This is a genomic window from Winogradskyella sediminis (assembly GCF_003387355.1).
GTDB classification, from domain to species: domain Bacteria; phylum Bacteroidota; class Bacteroidia; order Flavobacteriales; family Flavobacteriaceae; genus Winogradskyella; species Winogradskyella sediminis.
The window spans coordinates 293,628-310,118 of the sequence record NZ_QUNH01000001.1 but is presented as its reverse complement, the minus strand read 5'-3'; the positions used below and the strand labels follow the sequence as shown (position 1 = coordinate 310,118).

Genomic DNA, 16,491 nt, shown 5'->3' with positions numbered 1-16,491 from the left:
TTAAATTTATCTATAATCTATTGTGATTTTAGGATGTAAAATTAATTAATTCGGTACGATATGCCGTTAATAACTTTGATTTAGACACAAAACCGTAGTATTTATTGTCTTTTATAACCGGAAGATTCCATGCTTTTGAAGTATGAAATTTTTTCATAACCTTATGCATATCATCTTTTTCATATATAATATAATCTGGAGCTTGATGCATAAAGGTTTCAACGGTTGTTGATTCGTATAAACTTTGATCAAACATAACAGAGCGGATATCATCAAGGAGAATTATACCTACAAACATGCCTTTAGAATCCGTAACAGGAAATAAGTTTCTACTCGACTTTGAAACGGCATGTTTTAACATATCTCCAAGACTCATGGTTGGATGCAACGCTATAAAATCTTTCTCTATCACCGAATCTAAGGTCATGACGGTAAGAACCGTTTGATCTTTATCGTGAGTTAATAAATCGCCGCGTTCTGCTAACTCTCGTGTGTAAATAGTATGTTCCATATAGGTTTTTGTAATCATATATGAAATTGCAACTGTAATCATTAATGGTAAAAAGAGAATATATCCTCCGGTAATTTCGGCGATTAAGAATATCGCTGTTAATGGTGCGTGTATAACGCCAGCGATTAATCCTGCCATACCAATTAAAGTAAAGTTGGCTTCAGATATTTGGTGTCCTAGACCAATGTTGTTTATAATTTTGGCAACTACATTTCCTAGGGCGCTTCCCATCACCATGGTGGGTACGATAACTCCACCAACACCACCAGCGGCAAATGTGGTAGTCATAGCAATGGCTTTAAATATGGTGAAACCAATAAGAAGTACGATAACGATCCAAATATTATCTGCATAATTGTCAAACGGATTTGACCCTAAGGCATGTAGATAATTACCTTCAAATAGATCTTTGGTAAAACTTAAACCTTCACCATATAAAGGTGGAATAAAATATAGCATTATACCAATTGCGATACCACCAACGATTAACTTGGTAAATCGTGAGTTAAAACGATCAAAAAACGCATATATGGCAAAATACATTTTGGTAAAATATATAGAGGCTATTCCTGTTGCTAAACCTAATATCATATAAAAAGCTGTATCTCTTGGGTTAAACTTTTCCGTAACATTGAAGTTAAAAAGTAATTCATCACCCAAGAAAAAGTAGGATGTTAAAACAGAAGATATAGACGCAATTAATAAAGGAAGCAGCGATGCAAATGTAAGGTCTAAACTAAAAATTTCTACGGCTAATACTATAGCAGCAATAGGTGATTTAAACATAGAGGCCACAGCTGCTGCAGTAGCACAAGCAATAAGTAAGGTGCGTGTTTTTTTATCAACGTGCAGAATACGACTTAAGTTGGAACTTAGCGAAGAACCAGAAGTTATTGCAGGTCCTAATAATCCAACGGATCCACCAAAACCAACAGTAATAGGAGCCATTATTAAAGGATGATAAATAAGTTTGTAAGATAAAAGTCCCTTTTGTCTTAGTAAAGCATAAAGTAATGATGGTATAGCTCGTTTTATATATGGTGGAATAGAGGGTGTCATACTTTTATGAAACATATATTTTGCTAAAAGATAGACCAGAAATAAACCAATTACAGGAAGTATAAAATAGAGCTGATTTTTAGAAAATATGATCCCTTCTTCTAAACCAGATTGAATGGCATAAGTAATGTTTTTTAACGTGACCGCAGCAACACCAGTTAATAAGCCAACAGCAGTACTTAATATATAAACAAAGTTTTTTTGCGATATATATTTGTACCGCAATAAAAGCAATTGTCTTATGAATGATTTTGTTGGCATCGTTTAAAAAAGACCTGTTAGGTTGTACATTTTAGCATTGCTAAATACACAACCTACAGGTCTACCTATTTATTTTATTGAGTATGTAAACTCATATACCAAATATACAATTTTGAGAAAGCATTTCCCAATAGGTATATTATGGTTTCAAATTAAGCTTTAAATTAAGCTCGTCTAGTTGTTCTTTATCGATTGGAGCCGGAGCATCAATCATTACATCACGTCCAGAGTTGTTTTTAGGAAAAGCGATAAAATCTCTAATGGTTTCTTGTCCACCTAAGATTGCAACTAATCGGTCTAAACCAAAAGCTAAACCACCATGTGGAGGTGCTCCATATTCAAAAGCATCCATTAAAAATCCAAATTGCGCTCTAGCTTCATCTTCAGAAAACCCTAAGTGTTTTAGCATTATAGCCTGTGTTGCTTTATCGTGTATTCTAATAGAACCTCCTCCGATTTCGTTTCCGTTTAACACTAAATCGTAGGCGTTTGCTTTCACTTCTCCAGGATTGGTGTCTAATAATTCTAATTGTCCAGGTTTTGGTGAAGTAAATGGATGGTGCATCGCATGGTAATGCCCTGTCTCTTCATCTAATTCTAATAAAGGAAAATCAATAACCCACAATGGAGCAAATGTTTTAGGATCTCTTAAGCCTAAACGTTCTGCTAATTCCATACGTAGAGCACTTAATTGAGCTCTTACTTTATTGGTCTCGCCAGATAATACACAAACTAAATCTCCGGGTTTTGCTCCTGTAATTTCAGCCCATTTAGCTAAATCGTCTTGGTCATAAAATTTATCTACAGAAGATTTAAACGTACCGTCATCATTACAGCGTGAATAAATCATACCCATAGCGCCAACTTGCGGGCGTTTTACCCACTTAATTAAGTTGTCTATTTCTTTTCGTGTAAAGGCATTTCCGCCAGGAACAGCAATACCAACTACTAATTCTGCTGAATTAAATACTCCAAAATCTTTGTGCTGAGTGACTTCGTTTAATTCGCCAAACTCCATTCCAAATCTAATGTCTGGTTTGTCGTTTCCGTATAAACGCATGGCATCATCATATAGCATTCTTGGAAATTTGTCAACCTCAACACCATTAACTTCTTTTAGTAAATGACGAGTTAAGCCTTCAAAAACGTTAAGTATATCTTCTTGCTCAACAAACGCCATTTCACAATCTATCTGTGTAAATTCTGGTTGTCTGTCTGCTCGTAAATCTTCATCTCTAAAACACTTAACAATCTGAAAGTATTTATCCATGCCACCAACCATCAATAATTGTTTGAAGGTTTGTGGTGATTGAGGAAGTGCGTAAAATTGTCCTTCGTTCATACGAGAAGGGACTACAAAATCACGTGCTCCTTCTGGTGTAGATTTAATTAAATATGGTGTTTCAACTTCAATAAATCCATCGTTGGATAAATAGTTTCTAACCTCTTGAGCCACTTTAGCTCTAAAAATTAAGCTGTTTTTTACAGGATTACGACGAATATCGATATAACGATACTTCATGCGCAAATCATCACCTCCATCTGTTTTGTCTTCAATAGTAAAAGGAGGCACTAAAGAACTGTTTAAAATTGTTAATTCTGAAACAACGACTTCAATATCACCAGTTGGTATATTAGGATTTTTTGAAGCACGCTCAATAACATTACCTTTAACTTGGATTACAAACTCGCGTCCTAACTTTGACGCCTTGTCCATAATGGCTTTTGGTGTGCGTTCTTCATCAAAATAGAGTTGGGTGATACCATAGCGATCGCGAAGATCTACATAAATCATAAAACCTTTATCTCGGACACCTTGAACCCAACCGGCAAGTGTAACTTCTGTATTGCTGTGTGATGCTCTTAATTCACCACAATTGTGACTTCTGTACATAGATTTTTATTAGAATTGCAAAAGTAAAAAATCCGAAGTAAAGACTTCGGATTTTTCTGTTTAAATAATGGATTTCAATTAATCTTCAATGCCAAGTTGAGAAGCTTCTTCTATTTGAGGATTTTGATGAGCTTCAAACGTCCTTAAGGGTTGTGAGGTTAGTTTTCTTCGTCCCCACATTTTAAGCTTCACACTTAAAAAGAATAATATTGGTACTACAATTAAAGTTAAAAAGGTAGCTACAAGTAAACCATAAATAACAGTCCAAGCTAAAGGTCCCCAAAAAACCACATTGTCACCACCCATATAAATGTTGGCATCAAAATCTGCGAACAATGTAAAGAAGTTTATGTTTAGGCCAATGGCTAATGGAATTAATCCTAAAATAGTTGTTATAGCAGTTAATAATACAGGTCTTAACCTTGCTTTACCAGCTTTAACAATGCTTTCAAAAAGATCTTCGGTTTTTAAATAATCATCTTCTTTGAGGTTTAATTCATTCTTTTTACGGTCAATTAATAGTTGGGCATAATCTAATAGTACCACACCATTGTTAACCACAATTCCCGCTAATGAAATAATACCTACCATGGTCATCATAATTACAAAGGCACTACCAGAAATTACAATACCACCAAAGACACCAATAAAACTTAAGAAAATAGCAATCATAATGATTGTAGGTTTCGATATGGAGTTAAATTGAAATATTAAAATGAAGAAAATTAATCCAAGACCTGTAAAAAAGGCTCCCATTAAAAAGGCCATTTGCTTGTTTTGCTCTTCAATCTGCCCAGTATAATCAATATGAATATCATCGGACAAACCTTCATAACTTTTCATTTCATTTTGAATTTGAGCTACAATGGCTCCTGCATCTGTATAACCAGGAGATAATGCGGAATAGACTGTAACCACACGTTTGGTATCTTTGTGCTTTATGGCACTAAAACCAGAGTTGTTTTTTTGTTTTGCTACTGTAGATAACGGAATTTCTTTAATCTGACCTGTATTATCTCTAAAGGTAATATTCTGATTAAAAAGTGCACTTTTATCATAACGATTTGCCTCATTAAAACGCACATAGATATCAAAGTCATCACCATCTTCTTTGTAAATACCAGCTTTAGATCCGAAGATGGAATTACGTAATTGATCACCAATCTGTTTGGCTGACACTCCTAATTCACCTGCTTTTTTTCTGTCAATTTCAACCAACATTGTTGGTTTGTCTTTATTTACATCGATTTTAAGTTCGTCTATACCTGGAATGTTTTTTGAATTGATAAACGAACGCATTTGTTCTGCTGTAGCAATTAATTCATTGTAATCGTTGCCTTGCAGTTCAATGTTAATAGGAGATCCTGCGGGAGGTCCATCTGCATTTTTCTCTACTGAGATTAAGACACCAGGATAAATGCCAACAAGTGCTTCTTGTACTTTTTGGCGTAGTAATTCACTATCCTCTCCACGTCTATACTTATATTCTCGCATAGAAGCCGTAATCTTAGCCTTATGTGGCATTTCTGCTCCAGAGCCCATGTCTGTTTGTGGGTTTCCTGCTCCTTCACCTACTTGAGATACAGCACTTTCTACTAAAAAGTTTCTGCCATCGTCCATAAAGCGATCAGCATTGATGACTTCATAGACGCGTTTCTCAATTTGTTTGGTGATCGCATTTGTTTTTTCTATAGCTGTACCTTGAGGATATTCTATATAGACAATAATTTGATTCGGTTTATTATCTGGAAAAAATTCTACACTAGTACGTTGTGTGGATAGTGAAATACCAAAAGCGATAAATGCAGCTATCAACAACAAAAATGTACTGATGGTTAAAATGTAAGGTTGTTTTTTAGATAACGCATTTCGTAAACGACGCTCGTACCAATTTTCTAACCGCACTAAGGCTTTAGTCTGAAATTTGTTAGCCCATCCTCTAATAAAAAGTCGGTATGCCCAAAGCATAATTGCTGTAAACACCATAATGGTTCCCATACCACGGTAAGGACCTCCCATGATGAGAATTAAGATTCCAAGACCGGCTACAATGATAGAAATTTTAATAATTTGCTTCAACGGCATATCCTTGTCCTCAGTGGTCATATAGCGCGATACAAGTACTGAATTAAAAAATATAGCAACCGCTAATGACGAGCCTAAAACAATGGATAAGGTTATAGGTAGAATCTTCATAAATTCGCCCATAATTCCTGGCCAAAGTCCTAATGGTACAAAGGCAGCGACCGTTGTTGCTGTTGAAATGATGATAGGAAAGGCAATTTCTCCAATACCTTTTTTAGCCGCTTCCACACGATTCATACCTTCATCTTCCATTAAACGATAGACGTTTTCAACCACCACAATACCATTATCCACTAACATACCAAGTCCCATGATAAGTCCAAAAAGTACCATAGTATTTAAACTATAGCCAATCATGCCTAAAATCATAAGCGACATAAACATAGACATAGGTATAGCAAACCCAACAAATAGGGCATTTTTAAAACCTAAAAAGAACATTAGTACGGTGACCACCAAGATTACCCCAAAGATGATATTATTTACTAAGTCATCTACCTGTCCGATAGTTACAGACGATTGGTCGTTGGTTATGGATACTACAACATCTTGTGGAAATTCATTTTCAATAGCATCTTGTACAATAACTTGAATTTGTTCTGCTGCAGCCACCATGTTTTTACCAGCACGCTTTTTTACATCTAGCATAACTACTGGTTTTCCAGATTTTCTGGCATACGTGGTTTTGTCCTCTTCTTTAAAAGATACAGAAGCTACATCTTTTAAATAGATAGGATTGTTATTATCCGATTTTACTACAAAATTTTCAAGTTCCGAAGGGGTTTCAATTTCACCAATAATTCTTATAGTTCGTCTTTGTCCACTGGCTTTTAAGTTTCCTGCCGATTGTGTAATATTTCCATTACCAATAGCACCAAGAATATCATTAAATGTAACTTTGGCTGCCATCATTTTATAAATATCAACAGCAACTTCTACTTCTTTTTCTTGAGCACCTCTAATGTCTGCCTTTTTAATTTCTTGTAAATCTTCTATTTCATCTTGAAGATATTCGGCATAATCCTTTAATTTTTCAATTGGATAATCACCCGAAATATTAATGTTTAAGATGGGCATTTCTTCCGAAAGACTCAATTCAAAAACATCGGGTTCTACTTTTGCTCCGTTAAAGGTTGGCCAATCTTCACTGGCAGTTTCTGAATCTATTTCGTCCTTAACCTTTTGTTTGGCTTGTTCTACCGTGATGTTTTCGTCAAATTCTATGACTACCATAGAGTAATCTTCTTGTGATGTTGATGTAATTTCTACAACATTACTAACGGTTTTTAATTTATCTTCAACCGGATCTGTTATAAGTTTTTCAATATCTTCAGCGGTGTTTCCAGGATAAATGGTACTGACATATATTTTTGTTTCATTAACCTCTGGAAAAGATTCTCTTGGCATGTCGAAAAAAGCCGAAATACCCAAGTAGAAAAAGACAGCAATAAGCACATACATTGTGGTTTTATTATTAATTGCCCACGATGACCATCCAAATTCCTTTTCGGTGTTTTTTTTGTTGTTTTTAGTCATTTGTCTTTATGTTTTAGACGTTTGAATTATTGGTTGATGTTTTGAAGATTAAGTGCCATTAGCATAGGCTTTTAATTCTTCTCGTCTATGTTAAGTACCTCTACAGACTGCCCATCTCGTACTCTTCTTGCTCCTTCTTTAATAATCTCTGCTCCATCATTAAGTCCTTCTAAAACTTCAATAATATCGCCTTGTGTTTTTCCTGTTTTAATGATAACACGTTCTGCTGTACCAATACCTCGAGCGTCTTTGTCTGAAACGACATACACGTATTGTTCTCCTTCTGAATTTTCAGAAACCACACTTTGTGGAATTAATATGGCTTTTTCGTTGGTATAATCGTTAATTTTTAGTCGAGCAGATAGGTTGGGTTTAATAGATTTATCTTTATTAGGTATTTCAACTTCAACTTTAAATGTTCGGTTTGCAGGATTAATAAAATCACCAGCTTGACGAATTTTTGTTTCTATCGTTTTTCCCAAAACAGGAATATTTACACTTACATTTTTACCTTTTGTAACATCCGAAACGTAACGTTCTGGCACTTCAGTTTCAATATACATATTGTCTAAATTTACAATACGCATAAGTGGTGATTGCCCTGCAGCCACTACTGAACCCTGTTCTGTAATGATATCGTCTATAGTACCAGAAAAAGGAGCTTTAACTGTAGTTTTAGCAATTTGTTGCTTTAATTGATTAACCGCTTCTTCTTGTGATTCGTAAGTAGATTTTGATTGTAAAAACTGAATTTCACTACCAATATTTTGTTCCCATAAACGTTGTTGACGCTCGTAAGTAGTCTTAGCCAATTCTGCCTGGATTTTTAATTGTGATAGTTGCTGACTTAAGCCACCATCATCAATCTTTGCTAATGTTTGTCCTTTAGTTACTTTTTGGCCCTCTTTGACATACACATTCGTTAAAATACCGCTGTACTCTGGCGTAATCGTTAATAGGTCTTTAGTGGTAACATTTCCTTGTAATTCTAATACGTGATTAAATACTTCTGGTTCGGTTTTAATCGTTGTAATTAATGGAACATGTTTTACCGTATCTAAGGTTTTTATTTTTTCATCTAAGAGTTTAATCTTATCGTTTATGGCTTGCTGTTCTCCTACAAGCTCTCCTCGTTTTGCTCTTAAGGTTTCGAGATTACCAGTTTCAATGACGTTTTCTACAGAGTTTTTCTTTTCGCCAGAGCAAGACACTGTAAGAAGTGCAAGTATGAATAGAGAGAATATATATTTCATTTTAAATAGTGATTTTTTAATATTATTTGATTGGTGTGTTTAATACGGTTTCTAAAGCCGCTTTAGAGTTTATAACATCTAACATAGCTTGCAATAATTCTTGTTGTGCAGAATAGAGTTGTGTTTGTGCCTGTCTAAGCTCGAAACTAGAACCTATGCCTTCAAAAAATTTAGTCTGATTTTTGGTTTCTATACGTTCTGCAAGAGATAAATTCTGTCTTTTGTTATCGTAATCTTCAATAGCAAATTGATAATCGCTTTTAGCAGATGCAATTTCAAGTTTAATGCGTTGTTCTGTTTCTGTTAAATCCGTTTCAGCTTTTTCAAGATTGATTTTTGCACGTTGTGTTGACGCGCTTCGCATACCAGAACTAAAAATTGGAATACTTAGAGTAACACCAAATGCCGAGGTTCCGATCCAGCGTTGATCTTTATCAAAATAGCTAAATTCGTTACTGTTACCAACATAGGCGCCATTAATATAGGCACTTAAAGTTGGAAGTGCTTTACTTTGTTCAAGTTTTACAAGTAATTCTTTAGAAACTTTATCGTTGTTTGCAATTTTATAATCTATATTATTCTCTACATTAGTTTCTGTATTAAGAATGTCGAGATTAATGTTTTTGTCGGTTAAGGTTTCTAAAGTGTCTGTTAAAATAGTATCGTTATACACATCAATACCCAAATTAATATTTAACATTTGGAGAGCGATATGTTGAAGACGTTCTGTTCTATTTAAATTACTTTTTAAACCAGACAATGTAATTTGTAATTGCTCTACACTTTCTTCTTCTTCTAATCCGTTTTGAAAGATTTTTTCGGTTTCAAAAAGGTTTTTTTCTAAGACCGCTACGTTTCGTTTTAAAATCTCAACACTTTCATTGGCTAATAGTACATTGCCATAAGCATCGATAACGGCTTTTCTTACCTCTAAGTCTGTTTTGGTTTTGGCGTTTTCAGAGATTTCTAAAAATACTTTTGCAGATTGTAATCCTACAATATAAGAACCGTCAAAAAGCAACTGATTTAAGGTTACTGATGGGTTCATAGTTTGTTTGGCACCAAAATCTACCACACCATCCTGGTCAAAATCAATAGCATCAAACTGTTGTTTAATGTTATTGGTATAGTTGATACTGGCATCAATTTGTGGTAAACCTGTTGCTGTGGTTTCCCATTTTTGCTTTTTTGCGGCATCAATATCTCTAGCAGCATTTATGGCAGATCTATTATTCTCTAAAGCGTAATCGATGGCTTCTTGCAACGATAAACGAATAGGCTGCTCTTGTGCAAAGCCAGTTTGGAAAATAATAAAACCTATTATTAGCGTTATTGTTTTTTTCATAGGTTATTCGAGGTTGGAATTTAATTCTGTTAGTGTTTCTAATCCTTTGGTTGAGCAAATGCCTCTTACATGGTATTCTATATAATTATTCATGAGGTCTTTCATAGTATATGTATCGCGTGGAAAAATAGTCTGATCCTTTAAAGAAAGCATACCATTAAAGTACATACGCGCTATAAAATCTACATCTATAGTGTCTCTGTAAAGTTGCAGACTTACACCACGTTCTAAATTGCGCGTAACGCAATTAATCATCTTTTCAAATTGTTTGCCTTTTAATGATGCATAGATTTTTGGATAGTACTTTTGAAGTTGATACTGTGGAGACGATTTTTCGTCTTTTAGATTCAACATTACAAATCGTTTTATCTCATAAATTTCTTCTATCGGATTTTGATTGAGATTGCAAATACAATCTATACCAGTTGAAATTTTTTCAAAAACATACATAGCAGTGGCTTCTACTAATTTAGTTTTATTCTGAAAATGTTGGTAAATGGTTTTTTTAGAAATACCCATTTCATTTGCAATATCATCCATGGTGACACTCTTAAACCCTAAGTTTAGGAACAATTCAGTGGATTTTATTATAATTTTATCTTTCATTAGTGGTACTTCGCGATTTGGTTGTCGCATTAACGAGGGCAAAACTACGGCAGGAAACTTTAAAAACCAAAAAAGTTTCCAAAGTTTTAATGATTTTTTAACACCGCTAACATTAGTTTAAAATATGTTTAATGCATTATTTTTGTCTTATGGAACATATTGAGAAGTACCAAAAGTCCTTTCTAAAGTATTTGGAAAGTTTTACAGTAGATAGAGAACCTAAAAATTTATACAATCCTGTTAATTATATTTTAGAATTAGGAGGAAAACGATTACGACCTATTTTAACATTAATGGCGGCTGAGGTCTTTGGCGAAACTACGGAGAACGCATTGGATGCCGCTTTATCTATAGAGGTATTCCATAATTTTTCTTTAGTACATGATGATATTATGGACGATGCACCATTGAGACGCGGGAAACAAACGGTTCATGAAAAATGGGATTTAAATACCGGAATTCTTTCTGGTGATGCTATGTTAATTATGGCCTATCAGTTATTTGAGAACTATGATGCCGAGACCTTTCAAAATTTAGCAAAGCTATTTAGTAAAACCGCCTTAGAGGTGTGTGAAGGGCAGCAATATGATATCGATTTTGAAACACGTGAAGATGTTACAATTGCTGAATATCTAAAAATGATTGAATGTAAAACAGCTGTTTTGGTTGGTGCAGCTATGCAAATGGGTGCTATTGTAGCTAGAGCTTCTGTTGAGGATCAAAAAGCTATTTATAATTTTGGACGCCTTCTAGGTATCGCTTTTCAGTTGCAAGACGATTATTTAGATGCCTTTGGCAATCCTGAAACGTTTGGCAAACAAGTTGGTGGAGATATTATTGAAAATAAAAAAACGTATTTATATCTAAAAACTTTGGAGTTAGGCACTACTGACAATGGTGCAAACTTACAAGCGTTTATGTCTCAGTCAAATCTGTCTAATGCCGATAAAGTAGAAAAAGTTAAAACGTTATTTAATTCCTCTGGTGCAGCGGAAGCTACGCAACAGGCGGTAAAAAACTATACCAATAAGGCGTTTGATGTTTTAGAAACACTTCAAATCTCTAATGATAAAAAGCAATCACTACGATTATTTGGCGAACAATTAATGACTAGACGCGTTTAAGGCCCAATGAATTTACCATCAAATTTTGAAGATTTAATTCTTGAAGCAGAAACACTACAGTTATATAAAAAACTTATTATTCAACTCAATAAGGATTTGCTTTACGCTAATATCGATTTAGAATTTGATGTAGAGACATTGCCAACTAGTCTAAAATTAGTGTTTCAAGAGACTATTTTTAATCTCATAAATTCTAAATTTTCAGATTATCTAAATCTACTTTATATAGTAGATGTACCCGAAGCTAAAATTAAAGCGTTAGATGGTAGCGATGTTATAAAGTTATCTGAAGACGTTACGTTTATTATCTTACAGCGCGAATGGCAGAAGGTATGGTATAAATCTAAATATTCTTAAAAGCGATTTATATAGGATAATATTGTCCTATATAAAAAATAATTGTATTTTTGTTATTCAAAATAACAGTCAAAATGTTTTCAAAAGCGTGTGAGTATGGAATTAAGGCAGCGATATTTATTGCTATAAATTCCTTTGAGAATAGGAGAGTAAGCCCTAAGGAAATTTCAGAAGAGATAGATTCTCCTCAGGCATTTACGGCTAAAATTCTACAAGCTTTAGTAAGACATAACGTTGTAAAATCTGTGAGAGGCGCTCACGGTGGTTTTGAAATAGATAAAGATAAAATAGCGAAAACAAAGCTATCGCAAATCGTCTATGCCATTGATGGTGATAGTATTTATAAAGGTTGTGGGCTAGGATTACATACTTGCGATGAAAACCGTCCGTGCCCTGTTCATAACAAGTTTAAGGTGGTTAGAGAGGAGCTGAGAGCTATGTTAGAAAATACGAGTTTAGAGCAATTAGCTTTAGATATAAAATCGGGAGTTACATTCTTAAAGCTCTAAAAAAAATTTGAATACAAATAGGATAATATTATCCGAAATAAAAAATAATATGGAAACACTTCAAAAAAACACACTCAAAGAAATAGGGCAATTTGTTGCCGAAGATTTTAGAACTGCAGCGATTTTTTCTAAATATAAAATAGATTTTTGTTGTCAAGGTCACAGAACAGTAGAGGAGGCTTGTATTAAAAAGGGTATTGACAGTACTGTACTCATAGATGAACTCAATGCGGTTTTAGATTCTAAGGGAGGAGAAACGATTGATTATAAAGCATGGCCAATAGATTTATTGGCAGAGTATATTGAAAAGAAACATCACAGATATGTAGAAGAAAAAATACCAGTTCTACGTCAGTTTTTAGAAAAGCTTTGTAAAGTTCATGGAGAGCGTCATCCTGAATTATTTAAAATCAATGAACTATTCACTGTGTCTTCTGGCGAATTAGCATCGCACATGAAGAAAGAAGAACTTATCTTATTTCCTTTTATAAAAAAAATGGTTAAAGCCCAATTGGACAATGATGTTGTGCAATCTCCTCAATTTGGCACGGTAGAAAATCCTATTGCCATGATGATGGAAGAACATGATAACGAAGGTGCGCGTTTTAGAGAGATAGACGAACTAACTAATAACTATTCTCCGCCTGCAGATGCTTGTAATACTTATAAAGTAACATATGCCATGTTAGAGGAATTTGAAAAGGATTTGCACCTACACATTCATTTAGAGAATAATATTCTATTTCCTAAGGCTATAAAATTAGAGCGACAATTTGGTTAATAGCAATCCTTTTTTATTTCTAAGTTTTGAAAATCCTGAGATGTTAGTCCATAACTTTTTGGGGTTTTCATTTTGTAGTACTTATATTTCTATTTCATAACCTAAAAAAATAATGCCCAAAAAATTAGTCATTATATGTTTAATTAATTTTTTAATTGCTGCTTTAATGGGCTTAGCATTGCGTTTTTCGTTTTTAGAATCTATAGGTTTAAATTATAGATTTTTAACGCATGCACACTCTCATGTTGCAATGTTAGGTTGGGTGTATTTAATGGTGTTTACGCTTTTTGTTCATTACGTGGTTCCGGATAAATCTAAGAGTTTTGCGCGCTTATTTTGGCTAACAGAAGTTGCTGTGGTCGGTATGATGATTAGTTTCCCAATACAGGGATATGCTGCGGTTTCAATAACTTTTTCAACATTACATATTTTTTGTAGCTATTATTTTGTGTATCTCATTTGGAAACATCTTAAAACTATTTCTTCAGTAACTGAAAAACTCATAAAATCATCACTCATATTCATGGTTATATCTACTATTGGTGTATGGTGTTTAGGACCAGCTGTTGCAATATCTGGCGCAGCGTCTTCGTTCTATCATATTGCGATACAGTTCTTTTTGCATTTTCAGTTTAATGGTTGGTTTTTAATTGGTGTTATCGCGGTGTTTTTTCATGTATTAAAAGTAAAACACTCTAAAACGTTCCGGCAATTCTATTCATTGTTAATCGTATCAACCATCTTAACGTTTGCATTGCCAGTACAGTGGTTTGCATCTTATCGAGGTCTGCTTTGGATTAATGGAGTGGGAGTGACACTTCAAATTATGGCGCTTTATAAATTTTTACAACTTGTAAAACAGAATAAAAATTTGATTTTTTTTAATGCAAATAAGCTGGTGAGCCATATGTATCGTTTTGCACTTGTTTGTTTTATATTAAAAGTACTGTTTCAATCAGTTTCTATTTTACCTCAGTTTTCTACAGTTGTTTATTATCATCAAAACTTTGTAATTGGGTTTATACACTTGCTTATGTTAGGTGTGATTTCAGGATTTTTATTTGCTTTTATTTTAAAAAGCGACTTAGTTACTATTTCTAAAACCTTAAGTATAGGTGTCTATAGCTTTCTTTTAGGTTTTGTATTCACCGAATTCCTATTGTTAATTCAGGGAGTAATGTTTTACAGCGGTAGTGGGATGCTTCCGTATTATTACAAGCTATTATTTCTATGTAGCATTTTGTTGCCTGTAGGGATTGGATTTATCTTATTAAATATGATTAAACATAAAATATATGTCACTAAAACCTCAAAAGCGTCATAAAGCACTTCAGCCTCTAAGCCGAGAACATCATCACGGTTTGTTATTATCATGGAAAATTAGAGCCGGATTTAGTAAAGATATCGACCCTAAACGTATTAGGCATTATGCTACTTGGTTTTTTGAAAATCATTTAGTGTTTCATTTTGAATTAGAAGAATCACATGTCTTTTCGATTTTAAATTCTGAAAACGAGTTGGTGAAACGAGCTTTAGCAGATCACAGACGCCTAGAGCGGTTGTTCAATTATAAAGGAGATGATTTAAAAACGCTGAGTAAAATTGAAGAAGAACTAGAACAACACATTCGTTTTGAAGAACGGATTCTTTTTCCAGAAATTCAGAATAAAGCTACAGAAGCTCAGTTGCGTCTTATTGAGAATATACATCAACCTGAAAATTTTAAAGACAATGAAACTGATGTGTTTTGGAAGTAGAGATGCAATACATGATTAATGTCATTGTGGGTATTTAGGGATTTATTTAGTTTTAAGAACAAGTTCATTTATTATGAAAAAGATTCTTTTACTTACTGATTTTTCTGAGAATGCGAATAATGCCATAACTTATGCAATGCGGTTTTTTGAATCTCAATCTTGTACATTTTATGTGATGTATGTGCATAAAGTAGGTGGTTATGTTAGCGATGATTTACTGATGTCTCCTACACACTCTATTCACGATTCTATAACTGAAAAACCCACGAAGAAACTAAATACTTTAATCGAAAAATTAAAAAAAGACCATTATAAACAAGATTATCATTTTGAAATTATTATAGATTATGATGTGTTTACCGATGCCATTAACCAAGCTGTAAGCAAATTTTCAATCGATTTTATAGTTATGGGAAGTAATGGCGCTTCTAATGTAAAAGAAGTGATCTTTGGAAGTAATACTATTAATGTTATAGAAAAGGTAAAGTGCAAAACTATCGTTGTGCCTAATAATTATAAGTTTTTACCTGTTACAGAATGTCTGGTGTCTTTAAATAAAAATTGTAAGTTAACGAGCAGTATACGAGATATTATTATAGATCTTTTAGAGGATTTTAATTTTAAGATGCATGTGCTTAGAGTAACTTCAGAAAAAGAAAGCGTTCAAATAGCCTTAGAAGATAGAGAGCGCTTATCATTGCTGAAAGTTAATTATTCTAATATTGAAGATGTACCTGTAGACTATGCAGTGTCATGTTATCTTCAAACTCACCCAATTAATATGACGGCATTTATTGCGCAAGACAAATCGCTGTTACAGCGATTATTTAGTCATTCATCAAGAAAAGTGTTAAGTTCTAGAATGAAATTACCACTGTTAGTTTTACACAGTCCATAAGGATTGTCATTAAATAGGTTTAAAAGTGTATAAGTCATGATCAAAATTTTAGATAAAGAAGCGTGTCAATTATTGCTGAGCCAAAATTATATTGGCCACTTAGCGTATGTATATCAAGGGCATCCTTTTGTGGTGCCCATTACTTATTTTTATAGAGATAATAGGATTATTTGTTATTCTGGTGAAGGACATAAATTAAATGCTTTGCGTCAACATAATTCGGTGGCTTTGGAGGTGGCTGAGATAAATTCTATTACCAACTGGAAATCTGTTGTAGCTCATGGTCAGTTTATTGAGTTAGAGCGGAGCAGTGCAAAAGCGATGTTGCACGAATTTTCATTGGGTGTTAAAGATGTTGTGTTGCGCAAAGAATTACGCGATCTTGATTTTATAAGTGAATTTTCAGCTAAAATTGATTCTGAAGAAACCGCTGTAGTTTTTATAATTGATATAAACGAGTTAACAGGTAAATTACGGCACGATTAAAATAGTTTTTCAAAATTGAAAAACCAAAG

14 protein-coding genes are annotated in these 16,491 nt (G+C 33.8%); 8 read left to right on the top strand and 6 right to left on the bottom strand.

Annotated elements, in window-relative coordinates:
• Positions 1-28: 28 nt before the first annotated feature.
• From C8N41_RS01355 to C8N41_RS01330, 6 genes are all read right to left on the bottom strand, one after another.
• Complete coding sequence (locus C8N41_RS01355; protein WP_092446452.1) at positions 29-1,831, bottom strand: chloride channel protein; 1,803 nt, start codon at positions 1,829-1,831, stop codon at positions 29-31.
• A gap of 139 nt (positions 1,832-1,970) precedes the next feature.
• Positions 1,971-3,725: an aspartate--tRNA ligase gene (gene aspS, locus C8N41_RS01350; RefSeq protein WP_115837908.1), complete on the bottom strand. Its 1,755-nt coding sequence runs from the start codon at positions 3,723-3,725 to the stop codon at positions 1,971-1,973.
• Positions 3,726-3,803: 78 nt separating this feature from the next.
• Positions 3,804-7,346 (bottom strand): efflux RND transporter permease subunit, encoded by a 3,543-nt coding sequence (locus tag C8N41_RS01345; protein ID WP_115837906.1) that lies wholly within the window; start codon positions 7,344-7,346, stop codon positions 3,804-3,806.
• A gap of 71 nt (positions 7,347-7,417) precedes the next feature.
• Positions 7,418-8,599, bottom strand: a complete 1,182-nt coding sequence (locus tag C8N41_RS01340) for an efflux RND transporter periplasmic adaptor subunit (protein WP_115837904.1) — start codon at positions 8,597-8,599, stop codon at positions 7,418-7,420.
• A 22-nt stretch (positions 8,600-8,621) separates the two neighbouring features.
• Complete coding sequence (locus tag C8N41_RS01335; protein ID WP_115837902.1) at positions 8,622-9,944, bottom strand: TolC family protein; 1,323 nt, start codon at positions 9,942-9,944, stop codon at positions 8,622-8,624.
• Positions 9,945-9,947: 3 nt separating this feature from the next.
• Positions 9,948-10,550 (bottom strand): TetR/AcrR family transcriptional regulator, encoded by a 603-nt coding sequence (locus tag C8N41_RS01330; RefSeq protein WP_115838758.1) that lies wholly within the window; start codon positions 10,548-10,550, stop codon positions 9,948-9,950.
• 149 nt (positions 10,551-10,699) lie between these two features.
• Here C8N41_RS01330 and C8N41_RS01325 point away from each other — a divergent pair, with 149 nt between their 5' ends.
• The 8 genes from C8N41_RS01325 to C8N41_RS01290 all read left to right on the top strand — a co-directional run bounded on the left by C8N41_RS01325 (position 10,700) and on the right by C8N41_RS01290 (position 16,462).
• Positions 10,700-11,674, top strand: coding sequence for a polyprenyl synthetase family protein (locus tag C8N41_RS01325; protein WP_115837900.1), 975 nt, complete (start codon positions 10,700-10,702; stop codon positions 11,672-11,674).
• 6 nt (positions 11,675-11,680) lie between these two features.
• Positions 11,681-12,031: a hypothetical protein gene (locus C8N41_RS01320; RefSeq protein ID WP_115837898.1), complete on the top strand. Its 351-nt coding sequence runs from the start codon at positions 11,681-11,683 to the stop codon at positions 12,029-12,031.
• A 74-nt stretch (positions 12,032-12,105) separates the two neighbouring features.
• Positions 12,106-12,540, top strand: a complete 435-nt coding sequence (locus C8N41_RS01315; protein ID WP_092446465.1) for an RrF2 family transcriptional regulator — start codon at positions 12,106-12,108, stop codon at positions 12,538-12,540.
• Positions 12,541-12,589: 49 nt separating this feature from the next.
• Positions 12,590-13,321 carry an iron-sulfur cluster repair di-iron protein gene (gene ric / locus C8N41_RS01310; RefSeq protein ID WP_115837896.1) on the top strand — a complete coding sequence of 244 codons (732 nt, stop codon included), beginning with the start codon at positions 12,590-12,592 and terminating at the stop codon, positions 13,319-13,321.
• A gap of 112 nt (positions 13,322-13,433) precedes the next feature.
• Positions 13,434-14,645 (top strand): hypothetical protein, encoded by a 1,212-nt coding sequence (locus C8N41_RS01305; protein ID WP_115837894.1) that lies wholly within the window; start codon positions 13,434-13,436, stop codon positions 14,643-14,645.
• A complete protein-coding gene (locus tag C8N41_RS01300; RefSeq protein ID WP_115837893.1) occupies positions 14,617-15,078 on the top strand; it encodes a hemerythrin domain-containing protein in 462 nt (153 codons plus the stop codon). Before C8N41_RS01305 ends, C8N41_RS01300 begins: the two co-directional genes overlap by 29 nt.
• A 73-nt stretch (positions 15,079-15,151) precedes the next feature.
• The gene (locus tag C8N41_RS01295; protein ID WP_115837891.1) at positions 15,152-15,976 is read left to right on the top strand and encodes a universal stress protein; all 825 of its coding nucleotides are present in this window, start codon (positions 15,152-15,154) and stop codon (positions 15,974-15,976) included.
• Positions 15,977-16,012: 36 nt separating this feature from the next.
• Positions 16,013-16,462 carry a pyridoxamine 5'-phosphate oxidase family protein gene (locus C8N41_RS01290; protein WP_115837889.1) on the top strand — a complete coding sequence of 150 codons (450 nt, stop codon included), beginning with the start codon at positions 16,013-16,015 and terminating at the stop codon, positions 16,460-16,462.
• Positions 16,463-16,491 lie beyond the last annotated feature (29 nt).